Consider the following 18,514-nt stretch of genomic DNA (forward strand, 5'->3'; position numbering starts at 1 on the left):
TTTCGCAAACGGAGAAATTATCGCACCGACCGCCCTCCGTGGGCCGGTGAGCCGCCTTCTCCCCGCCGCGAAAGAGGCGTTTTCACCCCCTGTCCCGAAAGTACCCATGAAACTGAAACGATGCACCCTTCTCCCCGCGCTGGTCCTGGTCAGCGGCGCCGCGTGGTCCCAGAGCACCAGCACGGTCTACGGCCTCGTCGACCTGGCCTTCGTGCGCGAAAGCGGCGGGCCCAACGGCGCCAGCGCCTCCAAGCTCACCAGCGGCGTCGCCGGCGGCTCGCGGCTGGGCTTTCGCGGCACCGAAGACCTCGGTGCGGGGCTCTCGGCGTTCTATGTCCTGGAAATGGGGCTCAACGCGGACAACGGCACGCTGGGGCAGGGCGGTCTCGCGTTCGGGCGGCAGTCGCTCGTGGGCCTGCAGGGCGGTTTCGGCAGCCTCTCGCTCGGCCGCCAGTACACCCCCATCGCCTTCGTCCAGACCGAGACGGATCCCTTCATCACGGGCCTGGCCGGGACGTCCGCCAACCTGATCAGCGCCGGCGGCGCGGGCGGCAACAACCGCATGGACAACACCGTGCGCTACACCTACGCGGCCAAGGCGGGCTGGACCGCCGATGTGGTCTACGGCCTGGGCGAAACGCCCGGCGACAGCAGCGCGCGGCGCCAGTACGGTGGCGCGATCGGTTATGTGTCGGGTCCGGTGTACGTCAAGCTGGGCCACCACAACGTCAACAGCGCCGCGTCGGTGCCGGCGAAGATGAGCTTCCTCGGGGCGAAATACGACTTTGGCGTGGCGACGGCGCATTTCAACTACGTGGTGAACAAGGGCTCGGCGGTGTTCGGCCTGGTCAACGCGGATTCGCGCGACGTGCTGCTGGGGGTGTCGGTGCCTTATGGGGCAGGGCGGTTCATGGCCTCGTACATCCGCAAGAACGACCGGACCGCCGCCCACCACGATGCGAGCCAGTGGGCGCTGGGTTACACGCACGCCCTGTCCAGGCGCACGGGTGTCTACGCCTCGATCGCGCGCATCGACAACAGCGTGCCCGCAGGCTCCCCACCGGCTTCTACCGGGTGGGCAACGCCACCGAACAAGGCCTGGGCAACCGGGCCTACAACGTCGGCATCCGCCATGCCTTCTGACGCCTGCCGCGCGCCAGAAGCATCCTTCCCTTCATTTCCTTCAGACACCATGAACACCTCCTTCCATCGCCGCTCCTCGCTGCGGCTGCTGCTCGCCACCTTCGCCGCCGCGGCGCTGCTCGCGCCGAAGGCGCAGGCCCAGGCGCCGAACTACCCCAACAAGCTGATCACCATCGTGGTGGGCTACCCCGCTGGCGGCGACACCGACGTGCTGGCGCGGTTGATCGCCGAGAAGCTCGCCCCCCGCCTGGGACAACCCGTGGTGGTCGACAACCGCACCGGCGCCGCCGGCACCATCGCGACCAACTACGTCTCCAAGGCACGCCCGGATGGCCACATCCTGCTGCTGGCCCCCAACACCGCGGCCATCACGCCCCACGTGATGACGGCCGCCGGCAGCGCGATCGACCCGAGCACGGAACTGACCTCCATCGTCCAGCTGGGCAGCCAATCGCTGTTCGTCGTCGCGGCGACCGCGACCGGCGTTTCTTCCGTGAAGGAGCTGGTGGCCAAGGCCAAGGCCGGCGGCATCGTGAGCTACGCCAGCCCTGGCAACGGTTCGCCCATGCACATCCTCGGCGAACTCTTCAACAAGTCCACCGGCACGAAGATCACGCAGATTCCGTACCGGGGCAGCATGCCCGCCATCGCCGACGTGGTGGGCGGGGCGATCCCGCTGATGTACACCACGCTGGGTCCCGCCGCGCCGCACATCAAGTCGGGCCGCCTGGTCCCGCTGGCGGTGGCCGACCTGAAGCGCTCGCCCTTTCTGCCCGATGTGCCCACGCTCGCCGAGCAGGGCATCATGGGGGCCGAGGTCGGGGCCTGGCAGGCGCTGATGGGGCCCAAGGGCATGCCCGCCGACCTGGTCCAGCTGATCAACCAGCATGTCAACGAGATCCTCAAGATGCCCGATGTGATCGCGCGGATGGAGACCATCGCGCTCGCGCCAGCGGGTGGAGACCCTGGCAAGCTCGCGAAGCTGGTGGCCGCCGACTATGTCCGCTATGGCAAGGTCGTGGCCGAATTTGGTATCAAGGCGGACTGAGCGCCGCAAGCACCGTGACCCACCATCCACAGAACCTTTTGTCCCGCCTTTCACCGCAGCCGCCGCTCCCCTTCGAAGCCGCGCAGGCCTACGAAGAGACCGTGCTGGGCTGGGCCGCCGACGCGCCGCTGCCGGCCGGCATCGCCGTCGCGCGCGACCGCGCCTATGGCCCCGATCCGCAGCACCGCTGCGACGTGTACCGGTCCACCGATGCGCGGGACGACGCCCCCATCCTGATCTTCTGGCACGGCGGCGGCTGGACCAACGGCTACAAGGAGTACGTTGCCTTCATGGCGCCAGCCGTGGTCGGCCTGGGCATGGTGCTGGTGGCGCCGGGCTACCGGCTGGCGCCGGGGCACCGGCTGCCGGCGGCGTTCGAAGACGGCCTGGCGCTCACCCGCCATGTGATCGCCCATGCGGCCGACTTCGGCGGTCGCGGCGACCAGATCTACCTGGCGGGGCATTCCGCCGGCGCGCATCTGGCGGCGCTGGTGGCCTTGCGGCGCGATGAAGCGGGCGGCGCCGGCATTCCCCGGGCGCGATCCGGGCCTGCCTGCCCGTGAGCGGCATCATGGATCTGCACCACCCCGATCCCCCCGCGGCCAGCCTGGAAGAGCGCATCTACAGCATGGTGCTGAGCGACGCGGCGCACGACGCCGTGATGAGCCCGCTGTGCTGGACGGTGGGCAACACCATCCCCATGTACCTCAGCCATGGCGAGTCCGACAGTGCCCGGGTGGTTCATTCGAACCGCCGCATGGCGGCCTTGCTGGCCAGGCAGCCGGGGCCGTCCCTGCTGCACGAGGAGCCCAGCCTGGACCATTTTGCGACCCACACCTGCCTGCGCGACCCGAAGGCGGCGTGGTACCAGCGCCTGGCCGGCCTGCTGCACGCCCACCGGCGCCTGGATCCATCCGCTGTTTGAGAGGAAAAAGAATGCAGACCACCCCCACCCCCGCCGAGAGGGAAACCGCTTTCATCACCGGAGGCGCCTCCGGCATCGGCCGCGCCACGGCGCTGCGCCTGGCCGAGGACGGTTTCCGCGTCGTGGTGATCGACCGCAACGCGGCGCAGGTCGACACGCTGCTCGCGGAACTCACCCAGGCCGGGCGCGACGCGGCCGGCCACGCGGTCGACGTGTGCGACCGCCCGGCCATCGCGGCGCATGAAGCCGGGCGGCCGGGTCGTGACGGTGTCCTCGCGCGCGGCGCTGGGCGGCACCGGTTTTGCGCACTACGTGGCCTCGAAAGCCGCGGTGGTGGGCCTGACCCGGGCCATGGCGATGGACCTTCGCCAGCGGCAGATCGCGGTCAACTCGATCGCACCGGGCTTCACCGACACCGGCATGACGCGCGCCATGACGCCCGAGCAGCACGCGGCGGCCAGCGCGCTCGAACCCAGCGGGCGGCCCGTCGATCCGGGCGAGATCGCCCATGCCATTGCCTTCCTCGCGTCGCCGCGCACCCGCTTCATCACGGGCCAGACCCTCTTCGTGGATGGTGGCAAGTCGCTGGGCGGCCTGGGCCTGTGAGGAGGCCGCGATGATCGTTCGAACCGCGTGTCTCGAAGGCACCGTGAAGCCGGAGGACGTGGACCGCCTGGATGCCTTCGTGATCGAGCAGGTGGTGCCGCTGATGAAGCGCTTTCCCGGCGTGCGCGCCGTGCGGGTGCTGCGCGCCCTGTCCATCGAGGACGGCGGCCCGCGCCTGCACATGACCTTCGAATCCTCCTACGACTCGGTGGACGCCATGGAGCGCGCGTTTGCCGATCCCGTTCGCCAGGTGCTGAAAGCCCAGCTCGCGCAGATCCGGCCCTGGTTCCAGGGCCGCCTGTTCCACGTCACGCAAAAGGTGCTGGCCGACGGGCCTTGCCCGACGCCCGACAGGGCATAGCCGACCAAATTAGTCTGCATGCCACTTCCCACGCCGAACGTTTGCCGGTAGAATTCAGTTCGTTTCAAGTAAGAAACACGGGTTTACTAAAGAAACGTTTGGCGCCCGGAGGCGGCCAGGCACTTCAAGGATTGCAGATGAGCGTACTGGGCATCGATCAAATCACCTACGGCGCCGCCGACCTGCCGCGCTGCCGCCAGTTCTTCCTGGACTGGGGCCTGTCGCTGGTGCAGGAATCTCCCCAGGAACTGGTGTTCGAATCGCTCAACGGCTGCCGTGTGGTCGTGGCGCACTCCGACAAGCCCGGCCTGCCGGCCGGCGTGGAGCCCGACCCGACGCTGCGCGAGGTGGTCTGGGGCGTGGACACGGCCGAGAGCCTGGCGCTCTACCGCAGCCGCCTGCAGGGCCAGCCCGGCTTCGTGGACGCCGATGGCCGCTTCGGCTGCACCGACCCCAATGGCCTGGCGGTGCGCCTGCAGCTCACGAAAAAGCGCGAGGTGCAGATCGAGAGCGCGCTCGTCAACACCTGGAGCGACCGCCCGCGCCGCAACCAGCGCAGCCCGGCCTACGACCGCGCCACGCCGGTCGAGGTGGGCCACGTGGTGTTCTTCGTGACCGACCTCAAGGCCACCGGCGCCTTCTACATCGACAACCTGGACTTCGTGGTCTCCGATCTGTACCCCGAGCGCGGCCTGTTCCTGCGCTGCGCGGCCGAGGGCGGCCACCACGACCTGTTCCTGCTGCAGCCGCCCGAGCCGCGCAAGGGCCTGAACCACGTGGCCTTCTCCGTGCGCGACCTGCACGAAGTGGTCGGCGGCGGCATGCACATGTCGCGCAGCGGCTGGAGCACCGAGCTCGGCCCGGGCCGACACCCGATCTCCTCGGCGATGTTCTGGTACTTCGAGAGCCCGGCCGGCGCGCTGGTGGAGTACTACACCGACGAGGACGAACTCACCGCCGACTGGGAGCCGCGTGAATTCACGCCCGGTCCGACGGTGTTCGCCGAATGGGCCATCAAGGGCGGCATCGACGGCCATACGCGCCGCCAGGTGAACGCCGGTGCGCCCAGCGGCAAATTCATGACCGACAAGCCCAAGCCGCCCACGGAATGACGACACCGAAGGAGACACCGCATGCGAACCCCCGACCTCTACAACGAAACCCACCAGACGCGCACCGCTCCCCCGACCTCGTATGAGGGTTTGCTGGGCGATTCGATCGAACGCGCCTACGCTCAGGGCATCCACGACCTCGAAGGCCTGGTGAAGTACCTCAACGACGCGGGGCCCTCGGGCCCCAATGGCCAGCGCTGGACCGAGCAGTCCTTCCAGCAGGAAATGGCCCGCCTCGGCGCCTGAACCCCGCCGCCCGACCCCAGCCCCACCGCCAGGAGACACGTCCATGGATACCTCTGTCATCAATGTTCAGCTCGACCCGGTCGACGCCGTCCTCGAAGTCGGCCTCAAAGACCTGTGGTTCCCGGTCTGCCCGTCCAGCTTCGTGAAGAACGACCCGATCTCGATCCGCCGCCTGGGCTACAAGATCGCGCTCTGGCGCGACCAGGCCGGCCAGGTCCACGCGCTGGAAGACCACTGCCCGCACCGCGGCGCGCCGCTCTCGCTGGGCGTGAACCTGGGCGACCGCCTGGCCTGCCCGTACCACGGCGTCGAAGTGCGCTGCGACGGCACCGTCACCCGCGTGCCCGGCAGCCCCGGCTGCAAGCTCGAAGGCTCGCGCCCCGCGCGCATGTTCCACGCCGCCGAAGCGGCCGGCGCGATCTTTCTCTACAACGCGAGCAACCCCATCCTGGACGACGCGCCGCCGCTGCAGCTGCCCGAAGAACTGACCTCGCCCGAGTGGTCGAACTTCCTCTGCTACACCGAGTGGGGCGGCGACTACCGCTACGTGGTCGACAACGTCATGGACCCGATGCACGGCGTGTACCTGCACAAGCAGTCGCACACCATGAGCGAGGGCGACAGCCAGGCCGAGTTCCAGATCCGCGACATCCCCAACGGCTTCTGCTTCGAGAAGAAGGGCCAGCGCGGCGTCAACTTCGACTGGACCGAGTGGATGGACCTGGGCATCCACGTGATGCGCCTGGAGATCCCGTACCCCAAGACCGGCGGCCCCGGCGGCAACTTCACCATCATCGGCAGCTACACGCCCATCAGCAACCGCACCTCGGGCGTGTTCCACTGGCGCTGCCGCCGCGTGACCGGCTGGCAGCGCGACACCTGGCGCTTCCTCTACAAGAACCGCCTGGAAGAGCGCCACTGGAACGTGCTGGAGCAGGACCGCGTGGCGGTGGAGAACATGGAGCCCGACGCCAACAAGCGCGAGCACCTGTACGCGCACGACATGGGCATCGTGCGCCTGCGCCGCCACCTCAGAAACCTGGCCAAGGCCCAGCTCGACAAGCCCATGTGAGAATCGCGGGATGAGCAACAACGCCACCACCCTGCAAGCCTGGGTCCACACGCTGCGCCACGAAGCCGATGACGTGATCAGCGTGGACCTGCGTCCCGCCCCCGATGTCGTGTTCCCGCCGTTCGAGGCCGGCTCGCACATCGACCTGCACCTGCCCAACGGCATGGTGCGCAGCTACTCGCTGTGCAACAACAGCCAGGAGCGCCACCGCTACGTGGTGGGCGTGCTCAAGGACCGCACCAGCCGCGGCGGTTCGCGCTGCGTGCACGAGCAGCTGCGCGTGGGCATGCGCATCACCATCAGCGCGCCGCGCAACCACTTCGGCCTGCACGAAGAGGCCAGCCACACGGTGCTGGTGGCCGGCGGCATCGGCGTCACGCCCGTGCTGTGCATGGCGCGCCGCCTCAAAGACCTGGGCCGCAGCTTCGAATTCCTGTACTTCGCGCGTTCGCGCAAGAGCGCGGCCTTCATCGACGAGATCGAGGCCCTGGGCGTGCCCGTGACCTGGCACTTCGACGACGAGAAGGGCGGCCCGCCCGACCTCACGGCCCTGCTGGGCCGGCGCGCGCCCTCGGCCAGCGAGCACTTCTACGCCTGCGGCCCGGCCGTGATGCTCGACAACTTCGAGAAGACCTGCGCCGCGCTGGGCCACAGCAACGCCCACATCGAGCGCTTCACGGCGGTCGAGGTGGCGGCCGCAGACGACGCGAAGACCCGCTTCACCGTCGAGCTGCGCCGCAGCGGCCAGATGTTCGAGGTCACGCCCGACACCACGCTGCACAAGCGCCTGATCGAGATCAACGCCGACGTGCCCTTCAGCTGCGAAGAGGGCATCTGCGGTTCGTGCGAAACCAAGGTGCTCGAAGGCATCCCCGACCACCGCGACATGGTGCTGACCGACGCCGAGCGCGCGGCCAACAAGGCCATGATGGTCTGCGTCTCCGGTTGCAAGAGCGACCGGCTGGTGTTGGACATCTAAGCGTCGATCGATCCGTCGGCGGCGGCAGCCCCGCACTGCCGCCGCAGCTTGCCGAGCACCGTGTACAGCATGCGGCGCTCGTCCCGGCTGAGCGTGAGGATCATCTGCGCCTGGCTGCGCCGCGCCAGCGGCATGATTTCCTGGTACAGCGCCTGACCAGCTTCGGTCATCAAGCAGATGAGGCCCTTGCGACCCCGGGGACCCGGCGTCTGCATCTCCACCAGGCCCCGGTCACCCAGCAGCCGCAGCGCGCGGCTGACCTGCGCCTTGTCGGCGGCCGCCAGTTCCACCAGTTCCGCGAACGGCAGTGAGCCCGCGTGCGCCAGCACGGACAGGATGCGCCACTCCGACACCGTGAGCTCGAAGCGGTTGGCATAGGGCAGGGTGATCGCGCGCCGCAGCCCGTTGCTGGTGTGGCTGAACATGGTGGTCAAAAAGTCGTGCACCGCCAGGCCCGCGCCATCGGGCGCCAGATCGGCCCAGGGGTTGCTGGCGCCGTCGTCGACCCCTTCGGGCGGCAGGGCAGAGGGCTTCGTCAGGGGCTCGTCTTGGGGCATGCGGGGATTCTCAGGGAAGCGGCGCGCCCGATCGGCCTTGCGCCGCGATCTCGTCGTTGATCAGTCAATTAAATTGCAACAAATTGTCAGAAATCGGGATTTCATCGTTGATCAGTCAACGACGAAGGCATACGATGAAGGCGTTTCTGTTGTGAACCTATGTTTCCAATATGAAACGTCTAAATGGCACGGACGGACACCGGCCTGGACCCCACCCAACGGCATGAATCGCCTTCACAGGAGTGCATTGATGAAAACGGATCGTCGACAGTGGATGGCCTTGGCCCTGGCGGCCACGGCCTTGTTTGCGGGTGGCGCGGCCGCCCAGGCCTACCCCGAGAAAACCATCAGCCTGGTCGTGGCCTATCCGCCCGGCGGCGACTCGGACGCCACCGCGCGGCTGTTCGCCGAGAAGCTGTCGCAGCGGCTCAAGCAACCCGTGATCGTGGACAACCGGCCCGGCGCGGGCGGCACGGTGGGCAACACCTACGTCTCGCGCGCCAAACCCGATGGCTACACGCTGCTGTTCACGCCCAACCCTTTCACCACCGCGCCCATGGTGCTCAAGCTCGCGCCCAACGCCAGCTACGACGCGCTCAACGGCTTCGACCCGGTCGTGCTGAGCGCCATGCAGTCGGTGCTGCTGGTGACGCACCCCGAGAGCGGCATCAAGAGCGTGGCCGACCTCGTGGCCCAGGCCAAGGCCGGCAAGCAGCTCACCTACGCCAGCCCGGGCGCGGGCTCGCCGATGCACATCGTGGCCGAGTGGCTGAACCGCGCTGCCGGCATCCAGGTGCAGCACATCCCGTTCCGCGGCGTCGGCCCGATGATTCCCGACATGCTGGCCGGGCGGGTCAGCATGGGCTACGTCACCCTGGGCGCGGTGGAGCAACACCTCAAGTCCGGCAAGCTGGTGGCGGTGGCGCTCACCGACGGCGAGCGCACACCGCTGCTGCCCAACCTGTCCACCGTGGCCGAGCAGGGCTACAAGGACGTCAAGCTCGGCGCCTGGAACGGCATCTTCGCGCCCAAGGGCACGCCCCCGGCCGTGGTCAAGCAGCTCAACGAGCACATGAACGAGATCCTGCGCATGCCCGACGTGGTCGAGAAGATGGCGACCTTCGGCTCGCGCCCGGTGGGCGGCAAGCCCGAGGCGCTGGCGAAGATCAACGCCGACGATTACGCGCGCCTCTCCAAGCTCATCAAAGACCTGAACATCCAGGCCGACTGAGCCCAGGCGAGGAACTCCCATGAGCGAATCCACCCTGGGCCGCGACACGCCGCAGGTCAACGCCCGCGCCAAGGTGCTGGGCCGCGCGGTGTACGCCGGCGACATCAAGGTCGCCGGCATGCTGCACGGCAAGATCCTGCGCAGCCCTTACCCCCATGCGCGCATCGTCCGCGTGGACACCTCGGCGGCGCTGGCCCTGCCTGGTGTCAAGGCGGTGCTCACCGGCGCCGACGCGCCGCGCACGATGTGGGGCGTGCACCAGAAGGAGCGCCGCATCCTGGCCGAGGGCGTGGTGCGCTTCGCGGGCGAAGAGGTGGCGGCCGTGGCGGCCACCACCGAAGAGATCGCGCGCGACGCGCTGGACCTGATCCACATCGAGTACGAGGAACTGCCGCCGCTGCTGACCCCCGAGGAAGCGCTGGCCGAGGGCGCGCCCGGCGTGCACCCCGGGCGCGGCAACGTGGCGCACGAGATCCGCTTCGAGCGCGGCAGCGTGGACGCCGGGTTCGCGCAGGCGGACTTGATCCATGAGGCGACCTACACCACGCACGCGCAGTACCCGGGCTACCTCGAGCCCATGGCCAGCGTGGCGGCGATCGACGCGGACGGCCGCCTGCAGGTCTGGACCTCGACGCAGTCGGTGTTCCTGGCGCGCGCGCGCCTGGCCGCCGCGCTGGAGCTGCCGGTCTCGCGCGTGCGGGTGCAGGCGGCCACCGTGGGCGGGGGCTTCGGCGGCAAGATCGTCGAGGACGACAACCAGCTCGTCGCCGGCCTGCTCGCGCTCAAGACCGGGCGCGCGGTGCGCCTCGTCAACAACCGGCTGGAGGACTTCCAGGCCGCCTGCTCCAGCGTGCCCGAGCGCATCACGCTCAAGCTGGGCATGACGCGCGAGGGCCTGATCGTCGCCAAGGACGTGCACATCGTGGCCGACTGCGGCGCCTACTGCGGCCTCTCGCCCGAGGTCATGCACGTGAGCGCCATGCGCAGCGACAACATGCACCGGCTGCAGCACGTGCGCTCGCACGCCACCATGGCCTACACGCACACGCCACCGCACGGCGCGTTTCGCGGCTTCGGCGGCACGCAGATGCTGTTCGCGCTCAACAGCCACATCCACACGATGGCCGAGCGGCTCGGGCTCGATCCGGTGGAGATCCACCAGCGCAACGCCATCGGCCGTGGCGAGACCTCCATCCACGGCTGGCAGATCGGCAGCACCGGCCTGCTCGAATGCATCGCCCAGTGCACCGAAGCCATCGGCTGGCATCAGAAGCGCACGCGGGCGCCGGGCACGGGCAGCCGCCGGCGCGGCGTGGGCATGGCCGCGGCCATGCACGTGAGCGGCAACCGCACCATCGGCAACTGGGACGGCTCCACCGTGATGATCAAGGTCAACGAAGACGGCCGCCTGGTGGTGCATTGCAGCGAAGGCGACATGGGGCAGGGCGCCATGACCATGCTGAGCCAGATCGTGGCCCACGAGCTCAACGTGCCATTGGCCCACGTGCTCGTGGTCGCGCCCGACACCGACAGCGCGCCGTTCTGCATCGGCACGCTGGCCTCGCGCGTGACCATGGCGGCCGGCAACGCCGCCATCGTGGCCGCGCAGGCCGCGCGCGACAAGCTCTTCGCCCTGGCCGCGCAGATGCTCGGTGCGCCAGCCGACCAGCTGGAGATCGCCGAAGGCCACATCCGCGTGCGCGAGCAACCCGGGCAGCGGCGCACGCTGGCCGAGGTGGCGCGCCAGCACATCTGGCGCCACGGCGGCGAAGGCATCCAGGTCATGGGCAGCTGGGACGCCAAGACCCAGATGCACGACGACCAGGTCCACGGCAACATCGCGCCCGCCTACTCGTTCGCCGCGCAGGCGGTCGAGGTCGAGGTGGACACGCAGACCGGGCAGGTCACGGTGATCGACAGCTACGTCAGCGACGACTGCGGCAAGGCCCTCAACCCGCTAGCGATCCACGGACAGACCAACGGCGCCACCGTGCAGGCCATGGGCTGGACGCTCTACGAGCAGCTGCAGCTCGAAGGCGGCCGCCTCATGAACGGCAACTTCGCCGACTACAACATGCCCACCGCCGACGCCGTGCCCCTGCTGCGCGGCGGGCTGGTGGAATCCCACGAACCCAACGGCCCGCACGGCGCCAAGGGCGCGAGCGAGACCGCCATCCTGCCGGGCGCGCCGGCGATCGCCAACGCGGTGTACCACGCGGTGGGTGTGCGCATCACCGACCTGCCCATCACGCCGCAGAAAGTGCTGGCCGCGCTGCGCGCCCTGAAGGAGGCGGCCCATGCTTGACTTCGACTTCCTCGAACCCGACAGCGTGGCCGAGGCCAGCCGCATGCTGGCCGACCTGGGCGACGAGTGCCGCGTGATCGCGGGCGGCACCGCGCTCATGCTCGGCATGCGCCAGCGCATGCTCACGCCCTCGCACCTGGTGTCGCTGGGCCGGCTCGGCGCGCTGCGCGGCATCGCGCTGGACGAGCGCGGCGGCCTGCGCATCGGCGCGCTCACGCTGCACGCCGAGGTGGCCGCCTCGCCCCTGGTGCGCGAGCGCTTTCCCATGCTCGCCAGCATGGCCGCGCGCGTGGCCAACCCGCAGGTGCGCAACCAGGGCACGATCGGCGGCAACCTCTGCTACGCCGACCCGTCCACCGACCCACCGGGCTGCCTGCTGGCGCTGAACGCGCAGGTGGTGCTCGCCAGCGCGCGCGGCGAGCGCGTGCTGGCCCTGAGCGACTTCCTGGTGGACTACTACACCACCGCGCTCGAACCCGACGAGCTGCTCAGCGAGATCCGCGTGCCCGCGCTGCCCGCCGACGCGAGCGGCCAGTACGCGCGCTTCCTGCGCACGGCGGCCGAGCACCGGCCGCTGGTCAGCGTGGCTTTCGTCGCGCGGCGCCACGGCGCGGTCTGCACCGAGGCGCGCATCGCCGTCGGTGCGTCCACCCCCATCCCCGTGCGCCTGCCGCGCGCCGAGGCGTACCTGGCCGGCAAGACCCTCACCGCCGACGTGGCGGCCGAGGCCGCCGACATCGTCGCCGCCGACATCGAACCCGTGTCCGACGCCCGGGGCGACGCCGACTTCCGGCGCGACATGGTGCGCGTGGTCGCGCGGCGCAACATCGCGGGCCTGTTCGGCCTGCCCCAGAAATAGGAACAGACCCTAGCCATGAGCCAACACCCCATCACCCTCACCGTCAACGGCGAGGCCGTGCAGAGCACCGTGCCCGCGCGGCGCCTGCTGTCCGACTTCCTGCGCGACGACCTGCACCTCACCGGCACCAAGCGCGGCTGCGAAACCGGCATCTGCGGCGCCTGCTCGGTGCTGGTCGACGGGCAGGTCGTCAAGTCCTGCCTGAGCCTGGCCGTGCAACACGACGGCCGCAGCGTCACCACGGTGGAAGGCCTGTCGCAGGGCGAGACCCTGCACCCCTTGCAGGAGAGCTTCATGCAATGCGGCGGCCTGCAATGCGGCTACTGCACGCCGGGCTTCCTCATGACCTCGTGCGCGATGCTGGCGGCCAACCCCTCGCCGAGCGAAGACGAGGTGCGCCATGGCCTCAACGGCAACCTCTGCCGCTGCACCGGCTACACCCAGATCGTCGAATCCATCCTGACCGCTGCGGAGAAGATGCGTGGAAATTGAAAAAACCCTGTTGCTGGACGCGCCGCCGGCGCGCGTCTGGGCCCTGCTGCTGGACCCGAATGCCATGGGCGCCTGCGTGCCTGGCATGGAGTCCATCGACGTCGTGAGCGACGACGAGTACGTGGCCGTGATGAAGGTGAAGATCGCCTTCATCAGCGCGCGCTTCAAGCTCAAGACCCGCATCGTCGAGCGCGACGAACCGCGCTACCTGCGCGCCGAAGGCACGGGCGAGGACGCCTCGGTGGCCAGCTCGCTCAAGCAGAACAGCGAGATGTGGCTGCAGGAGCGCGAGGGCGGCGGCACCGAGCTGCGCATGAAGGTCAAGGTGGACGTGCTCGGCCGCATGGGCACCTTCGGCCTGGGCGTGATGAAGACCAAGGCCGACCGCATGTGGGACGAGTTCGGCGTCAACGCGGCGGCGCGCCTGGCCGGCGGCACCGGGGCGGCGGTGGACGTGCCGGTGCCCCCGGTGGTCGTCGAAGCGGCCGCGCCCGTGGAGCCGGTGCCGCCGCCCCCGGCGCGCCCCGAACCCACGCCGCCGGCGGCGAGCGCGCGACGCCCCGGCTTCTGGGCGCGCCTGCGGGGCGGCTCGGGTCAGGACATCCGCGTGGAAGTGCGGCGCGGCGACACCACCATCACCGTGCACTGGCCGGTGCAGGCCTCGCAGGACTGCGCGGCCTGGCTGCGCACGCTGGTCTGACCCACCGCATCTTCAAAAAAAAAGGCCCGCTCGAGCGGGCCTTTTTTTTATGCGGCGGCGCCCGGGTAGGGGCTGGTGTCCGCCGCCGTGAGCATGGCGCGCGCCAGCTGCTCCATGAGCGACTGCCGCAGCGGCAGCGAGGCCGCGTCGGCCCACAGGTTGCGCAGCTCCAGCGGGTCCTGCCGCAGGTCGTAGAGCTCGCCCCAGGGCTGGCCGTCGTACACCGTGAGGCGGTGGTCGTGGTTGCGCAGGGTGCGCATGCGCACGCGGCGGTCCATGCCGAAATCGCTGCGCTGGCTTTCTTCCTCGATCAGCAGTTGCTGGCGCACCCCGCTCGCCTGGCCGGTGACCACCGGCAGCAGGGAAGCGCCCTGCATGCCGTTGGTGGGCTCCAGGCCGGCGCGCTCCAGCACGGTGGCCGCGATGTCGATGGTCTGCGTCAGCGCGGCCGAGGCCGCCGTGGCCGGCGCCTGCGCGCCATCGCGCCAGATGAAGGGCACGCGGGTGAGGGCGGGGTAGTGCAGGCCGCCCTTGAACATCAGGCCGCGCTCGCCCAGCAGGTCGCCGTGGTCGCTGGTGAACATCACCACCGTGTGTTCGTCCAGCCCGAGCGCGCGCAGCCGCGCCATCACCAGGCCGATGTGGTCGTCGATGTTGGCCAGGCTGCCATGGTTCAGTGCGATGGCCTCGCGCGCTTCCTGTTCGGAGCAGGCGAAGCTGCCGTAGCCGGGGCGGAACGCGGGGTTGTGGCGGCGCTGCTCGCGCAGCCATTGCACCGGCGGTGGCGGGTCGGTCAGCTCGGCGTGGAACGACGCGGGCAGCGACACGTCGTCGGGCCGGAACAGGTCCCAGTAGCGGCCGGGCGGCGTGAAGGGGTGGTGCGGGTCGGGGAACGAGCACTGGATGAAGAACGGCTGCTCCGCGCTCGCCATGCGGTCCAGCGCGTGGCAGGTCTGCTCGGCGATGTAGGCCGTGGGGTACAGCGCCTCGGGCACGCGCGTGCGCCAGGCGTGGCCGATGCGCGCAAGGTGCAGGTCGGGCGTGGGGATCGCGTGGGCGGGGCCGATCAGGCGGTCCGCGTCGGGCGTCTGCTGCCGCAGCCAGCGCCGCCAGTGGCCGTGCTGCTCGTCGGCGTGGCCGATGGTGAGCGCGACCTGCTCGAAGCCGTAGTAGGGCAGCTCCAGCTCGTGGGCCGGGTCTTCCTCCCAGCGCTGCCACACCTCCTGGCCGTAGCGCCCCGGGTAGGGGCGCAAGGCCTCGTGCGGGCGGCGCGGGCCCTTGCCGGGCCAGGCCGTGGGCAGGGTGGTGATGTTCTGCAGGTGCGACTTGCCCACCAGCGCGGTCTGGTAGCCGGCCTCGCGCAAGGTCTCCACGAAAGTGCGCTCGCCCAGCGAGAGCTCGCGCCCGTTCATCTGCAGCCCGTGCACGCTGGGCAGGCGCCCGGTCATGAGCGAGGCGCGGTTGGGCTGGCAGATGGGCGTGGCGACGTGGAAGTCGTCGAAGCGGCAGCCCTGCGCCGCCAGCGCGTCGATGTGCGGCGTGCGCACCTCGGTGTTGCCGTAGCAGCCGAGGTGGTCGGCGCGGTGCTGGTCGGTGATGAACAGCAGGAAGTTCGGTCGCCGTGCCATGCCGCCGTGCGCCTCAGTCGGCCTTGATGTTGAGTTCCTTGGCCAGCTTGCCGTAGCGCTCGTTGTCGGCCTTCATGAAGTCGGCCAGCACCTGCGGCGTGCCGCCCAGCACGTCCAGGCCGGCGCCGGCGAGCTTCTCGCGCACGTCGGGCAGCTGCAGCGCTTCGTTGAAGGCCTGGTTCAGGCGCGCGATCACCGGCGCGGGCGTGCCGGTCGGCACGAACACACCGTACCAGGCGTTCACCTCGACGCCGCTCACGCCTTGTTCGGTCGCGGTGGGCACATCCGGCAGCAGCGGCGAGCGCTTCTTTTCGGTCAGCGCCAGCGGCACCAGCTTGCCGCCCTTGATGTGCGGCACCGCGCCACCCAGGCCGGTGAACAGCAGCTTGACCTCGCCGCTGAGCGCGGCGGTGATGGAGGGGCCCACGCCACGGTAGGGCACGTGCATCAGATCGACCTTGGCCGCGCTCTTGAGCATCTCGCCCGCGAAGTGCATGGGCGAGCCGTTGCCGGGGCTGCCGTAGGGCAGGCCGGGCGACTTGCGCGCGGCATCCAGCGCGGCCTTGAGGTTGGTCACGCCCAGCGAGGGGTTGGCCACCAGCACCATGGGCGTGGTGGCGGGCGAGATCACGGGCACCAGGTCCTTGTGCACGTCCACGCCACCGCCCGCGCCGGCCGGCAGCACGTGGGGCGAGATCACCATGGTGTTGGGCGTGAGCAGCACGGTGTGGCCGTCGGCGGTCGAGCGCGCCACCGCGCCGGCACCCAGCAGCGCACCGGCGCCGGGGCGGTTGTCCACCACCACCGGCTGGCCCAGCTTGGGCGCCATCTTCTCGGCCAGCACGCGCGCGGCCAGGTCGGGGCCGCCGCCGGGCGGGAAGGGCACCACGATGGTGATGGGCTTGCTCGGGAAGGTCTGCGCCGCCGCGAAGGGCAGGGCCGAGGCGAGCGCGAGGCCGATCAGGCCCAGGGTGAAGTGGCGTTTCTGGTTTTTCATGGTGTGTCTCCTAGGGAAAGGTGGGGAAATCTCAGGCCTGGGCGAGCGGCACGTTCCAGGCGTCGTAGCCGTAGACCCAGTCGGCGTTGCCCTGGCCCTTCATCCACTGGTTGCCGCGCGAACCGATCTGGATCTTGGCCGTGCGCTCCTGGCGCGTCGTCTCGTAGCGGCGCAGCGCCTCGGTGGCCTGCGCACGGGTGCCCACACCGGCCAGCGCGCGGCCCAGCACCACCGCGTCTTCGATCGCCATGCCCGCGCCTTGCGCCATGAAGGGCAGCATGGGGTGGCAGGCATCGCCCAGCAGGGTCACCGTGCCCTGCGACCACTGCGGCAGCGGCTCGCGCTCGTACAGCGCGCTCTTGAGCGTGGTGTCGCAGGCCTCGAGCAGGGCGCGGGCGTCGGCGTGGAAGTCCTTGTAGAAACCGCGCAGCTCGTGCACGTCGCCCGGGCTGGTCCAGGACTCTTCGGTCCAGCTCTCCTGGCCGGTGGTGGCGAAGACGAAGGTCTCCTTGCCCTGGTTGAGCGGGAAGGTGACGATCTGGCTCTGCGGGTTGGGGCCCCACCACTTGGTGAAGGCCTCGATCTCGGGCACGTGCTTCACGCGCTCGGTGGGCACCACCGAGCGGAACGACACCACGCCGGTGAAGCGCGGGCTTTCCTCGCCGAACAGGGCGGTGCGCACGCGCGAGTGGATGCCGTCGGCGCCCACCACCACGTCGAAGGTGGCTTCGCTGCCGTCGTCGAACTGCAGGGTCACGCCCGCGTCGTTCTGGCTCAGCGTCTTCAGGCGCTTGTCGAACGCGATCTGCTCGATGGGGAACTGCTCGGCCAGCGCGGCCAGGATGTCGGCGCGGTGGATCGTGACCTGCGGCGCGCCGTACTGCTCTTCGGCGACGTTGCCCATGCCCAGGCGCGAGGTTTCCTTGCCCGTGTCCCAGTCGCGGCTGATGCGGAAGGTGGGCTGGGCGCCGGTGCGGCGGATGAAGGCACCGGCGCCCAGGCCGTCGATGGCGCGCACCACGTTGGGCGTGAGGTTGATGTCCGCGCCCACGCGCGAGAAGCCCTTGGCCTGCTCGAACACGGTCACCTCGTGGCCCTGCTTGCGCAAGGCGATCGCGGCGGCCAGACCGCCCACACCGCCGCCGGCGATACCGATTCTCAAACTGCTCATGGGGCTGCTCCTGCAATGTCGAAGCGTGCATTGTTGAGCGCGGGCCCCGCGCACTCAACCGCTTGGGCGCCCGAAATGGGTACGATTCGTCCATGGATGTCCTCAGCGAAGTGCTCGCCATCTGCCGCGCCGAACGCGCGGTCACGGCCCGGTTCCACCTGTCTGCGCCCTGGGGCTTGCATTCCAATGGGGTGTCTGGCGCCGCCATGATCCGCATGGCGCGCGGCGCGCCCTGGTGGGTGGAAGCGGCCGGCGGCGGCGGGCCACTGCGCGTGGAGCCCGGCGATCTGGTGATGATGCCGCTGGGCGCGGCCCACCGCATGGGCTCCGCGCCCGACGCGCCCACCGTGCCCTTCGCCCAGCTGCTCACCCAGCGCACGCCCGGCGCGCGCGACGAAGCGCCGCTGGACCTGCGCCACGGCGGCGGCGGCGAAGGCTGCGAAATGTTCAGCGCGCTGCTCTGGTTCTCGGCCTACTGCCGGCACTCCGTGCTCAGCGTGCTGCCGCCGCTCATCCATGTGCGCGCGAGCGAACTGCCCACGGCCGTGATCCTGGCCGCGTCCATGGAAACACTCGTCACCGAAACGCTGGACCAGCGCCCGGGCTGGCGCCTTTCGGCCAGCCGCATGGGCGAGCTGCTGCTCATCAACATCCTGCGCGGCCACCTGCTGCGCGGCGCCGGCCCGGTGGAGGCCAACTGGTGGCGCGGCCTGTCCGACCCCGCCATCGCGCGCGCCATCGCCGCCATGCACCGCGAGCCCGCGCGCAGCTGGACGGTGGAGACCCTGGCGCGCGAAGCCGCCATGTCGCGCTCGCGCTTCAGCGACCGCTTCAAGGCCCTGGTGGGCGACACGCCCATGGGTTACCTGGGCGGGCACCGCATGGCGCTCGCGGCCGAACAGCTGGAAGCCGGCCACCTGCCGCTGGCCCAGGTGGCGCAGGACGCGGGCTACGAGTCCGACAAGGTGTTCGCGCGCGCGTTCCGGCGCTGGTCGGGCCTGTCGCCCACGGCGTATGCCAAGCACGAGGTGGCGCGCCGCACCGCCATGACCGATCCGCACACGGCGTCGGCGGGGGACTGA

At 69.9% G+C, this 18,514-nt stretch carries 19 protein-coding genes and 2 pseudogenes; 17 read left to right on the top strand and 4 right to left on the bottom strand.

Annotated elements, in window-relative coordinates:
* Positions 1–106: 106 nt before the first annotated feature.
* From ABSY19_RS24105 to ABSY19_RS24155, 11 genes and pseudogenes are all read left to right on the top strand, one after another.
* Positions 107–982: pseudogene (locus ABSY19_RS24105) on the top strand (porin); the annotation flags it as partial.
* Between the two features lie 210 nt (positions 983–1,192).
* Entirely contained in the window at positions 1,193–2,191 is a 999-nt protein-coding gene (locus ABSY19_RS24110; protein WP_382163923.1) for a Bug family tripartite tricarboxylate transporter substrate binding protein, read from the top strand.
* Between the two features lie 38 nt (positions 2,192–2,229).
* Positions 2,230–2,754, top strand: coding sequence for an alpha/beta hydrolase (locus tag ABSY19_RS24115; protein ID WP_382156556.1), 525 nt, complete (start codon positions 2,230–2,232; stop codon positions 2,752–2,754).
* An 8-nt stretch (positions 2,755–2,762) separates the two neighbouring features.
* Positions 2,763–3,116 (top strand): hypothetical protein, encoded by a 354-nt coding sequence (locus ABSY19_RS24120; protein WP_382156558.1) that lies wholly within the window; start codon positions 2,763–2,765, stop codon positions 3,114–3,116.
* A gap of 11 nt (positions 3,117–3,127) precedes the next feature.
* Positions 3,128–3,295: pseudogene (locus tag ABSY19_RS24125) on the top strand (SDR family NAD(P)-dependent oxidoreductase); the annotation flags it as partial.
* A 61-nt stretch (positions 3,296–3,356) separates the two neighbouring features.
* Positions 3,357–3,722, top strand: coding sequence for an SDR family oxidoreductase (locus tag ABSY19_RS24130; RefSeq protein ID WP_382156560.1), 366 nt, complete (start codon positions 3,357–3,359; stop codon positions 3,720–3,722).
* A gap of 10 nt (positions 3,723–3,732) precedes the next feature.
* On the top strand, positions 3,733–4,083 hold the full coding sequence (locus ABSY19_RS24135) for a hypothetical protein (RefSeq protein ID WP_382156563.1): 351 nt from the start codon (positions 3,733–3,735) through the stop codon (positions 4,081–4,083).
* 137 nt (positions 4,084–4,220) lie between these two features.
* The gene (locus ABSY19_RS24140; RefSeq protein ID WP_382156565.1) at positions 4,221–5,195 is read left to right on the top strand and encodes a VOC family protein; all 975 of its coding nucleotides are present in this window, start codon (positions 4,221–4,223) and stop codon (positions 5,193–5,195) included.
* Positions 5,196–5,216: 21 nt separating this feature from the next.
* Positions 5,217–5,441 carry a recombinase-like helix-turn-helix domain-containing protein gene (locus tag ABSY19_RS24145; RefSeq protein WP_382156567.1) on the top strand — a complete coding sequence of 75 codons (225 nt, stop codon included), beginning with the start codon at positions 5,217–5,219 and terminating at the stop codon, positions 5,439–5,441.
* Positions 5,442–5,484: 43 nt separating this feature from the next.
* A complete protein-coding gene (locus ABSY19_RS24150; RefSeq protein WP_382156569.1) occupies positions 5,485–6,513 on the top strand; it encodes a Rieske 2Fe-2S domain-containing protein in 1,029 nt (342 codons plus the stop codon).
* Between the two features lie 10 nt (positions 6,514–6,523).
* Positions 6,524–7,492 carry a PDR/VanB family oxidoreductase gene (locus ABSY19_RS24155; protein WP_382156571.1) on the top strand — a complete coding sequence of 323 codons (969 nt, stop codon included), beginning with the start codon at positions 6,524–6,526 and terminating at the stop codon, positions 7,490–7,492.
* Here ABSY19_RS24155 and ABSY19_RS24160 read toward each other — a convergent pair.
* The gene (locus ABSY19_RS24160; RefSeq protein ID WP_382156573.1) at positions 7,489–8,049 is read right to left on the bottom strand and encodes a MarR family winged helix-turn-helix transcriptional regulator; all 561 of its coding nucleotides are present in this window, start codon (positions 8,047–8,049) and stop codon (positions 7,489–7,491) included. The two genes, ABSY19_RS24155 and ABSY19_RS24160, sit on opposite strands and share 4 nt — an antisense overlap.
* Positions 8,050–8,299: 250 nt before the next feature.
* On the opposite strand from ABSY19_RS24160, the gene ABSY19_RS24165 reads away from it, so the two are divergent.
* Genes ABSY19_RS24165 through ABSY19_RS24185 form a run of 5 tightly spaced genes read left to right on the top strand, consistent with a single transcriptional unit; the run spans position 8,300 to position 13,636 of the window.
* Positions 8,300–9,280 (top strand): Bug family tripartite tricarboxylate transporter substrate binding protein, encoded by a 981-nt coding sequence (locus ABSY19_RS24165; protein WP_382156575.1) that lies wholly within the window; start codon positions 8,300–8,302, stop codon positions 9,278–9,280.
* A 19-nt stretch (positions 9,281–9,299) separates the two neighbouring features.
* A complete protein-coding gene (locus tag ABSY19_RS24170; RefSeq protein WP_382156577.1) occupies positions 9,300–11,585 on the top strand; it encodes a xanthine dehydrogenase family protein molybdopterin-binding subunit in 2,286 nt (761 codons plus the stop codon).
* Complete coding sequence (locus ABSY19_RS24175; RefSeq protein ID WP_382156579.1) at positions 11,578–12,444, top strand: FAD binding domain-containing protein; 867 nt, start codon at positions 11,578–11,580, stop codon at positions 12,442–12,444. The genes ABSY19_RS24170 and ABSY19_RS24175 overlap by 8 nt, the downstream gene beginning before the upstream one ends.
* 15 nt (positions 12,445–12,459) lie before the next feature.
* Positions 12,460–12,936, top strand: coding sequence for a (2Fe-2S)-binding protein (locus tag ABSY19_RS24180; protein WP_382156581.1), 477 nt, complete (start codon positions 12,460–12,462; stop codon positions 12,934–12,936).
* Positions 12,926–13,636, top strand: coding sequence for a CoxG family protein (locus tag ABSY19_RS24185; protein ID WP_382156583.1), 711 nt, complete (start codon positions 12,926–12,928; stop codon positions 13,634–13,636). The genes ABSY19_RS24180 and ABSY19_RS24185 overlap by 11 nt, the downstream gene beginning before the upstream one ends.
* Before the next feature lie 47 nt (positions 13,637–13,683).
* Here ABSY19_RS24185 and ABSY19_RS24190 read toward each other — a convergent pair whose 3' ends face one another.
* Genes ABSY19_RS24190 through ABSY19_RS24200 form a run of 3 tightly spaced genes read right to left on the bottom strand, consistent with a single transcriptional unit; the run spans position 13,684 to position 17,432 of the window.
* Positions 13,684–15,264 carry a sulfatase gene (locus ABSY19_RS24190; protein ID WP_382156585.1) on the bottom strand — a complete coding sequence of 527 codons (1,581 nt, stop codon included), beginning with the start codon at positions 15,262–15,264 and terminating at the stop codon, positions 13,684–13,686.
* 13 nt (positions 15,265–15,277) lie between these two features.
* Positions 15,278–16,261 carry a Bug family tripartite tricarboxylate transporter substrate binding protein gene (locus ABSY19_RS24195; protein ID WP_382156587.1) on the bottom strand — a complete coding sequence of 328 codons (984 nt, stop codon included), beginning with the start codon at positions 16,259–16,261 and terminating at the stop codon, positions 15,278–15,280.
* A gap of 31 nt (positions 16,262–16,292) precedes the next feature.
* On the bottom strand, positions 16,293–17,432 hold the full coding sequence (locus tag ABSY19_RS24200) for an FAD-dependent monooxygenase (RefSeq protein ID WP_382156589.1): 1,140 nt from the start codon (positions 17,430–17,432) through the stop codon (positions 16,293–16,295).
* 92 nt (positions 17,433–17,524) lie between these two features.
* On the opposite strand from ABSY19_RS24200, the gene ABSY19_RS24205 reads away from it, so the two are divergent.
* A complete protein-coding gene (locus ABSY19_RS24205; RefSeq protein WP_382156591.1) occupies positions 17,525–18,514 on the top strand; it encodes a cupin domain-containing protein in 990 nt (329 codons plus the stop codon).

Source organism: Hydrogenophaga sp. ANAO-22, from assembly GCF_042466645.1.
GTDB lineage: Bacteria > Pseudomonadota > Gammaproteobacteria > Burkholderiales > Burkholderiaceae_C > Hydrogenophaga.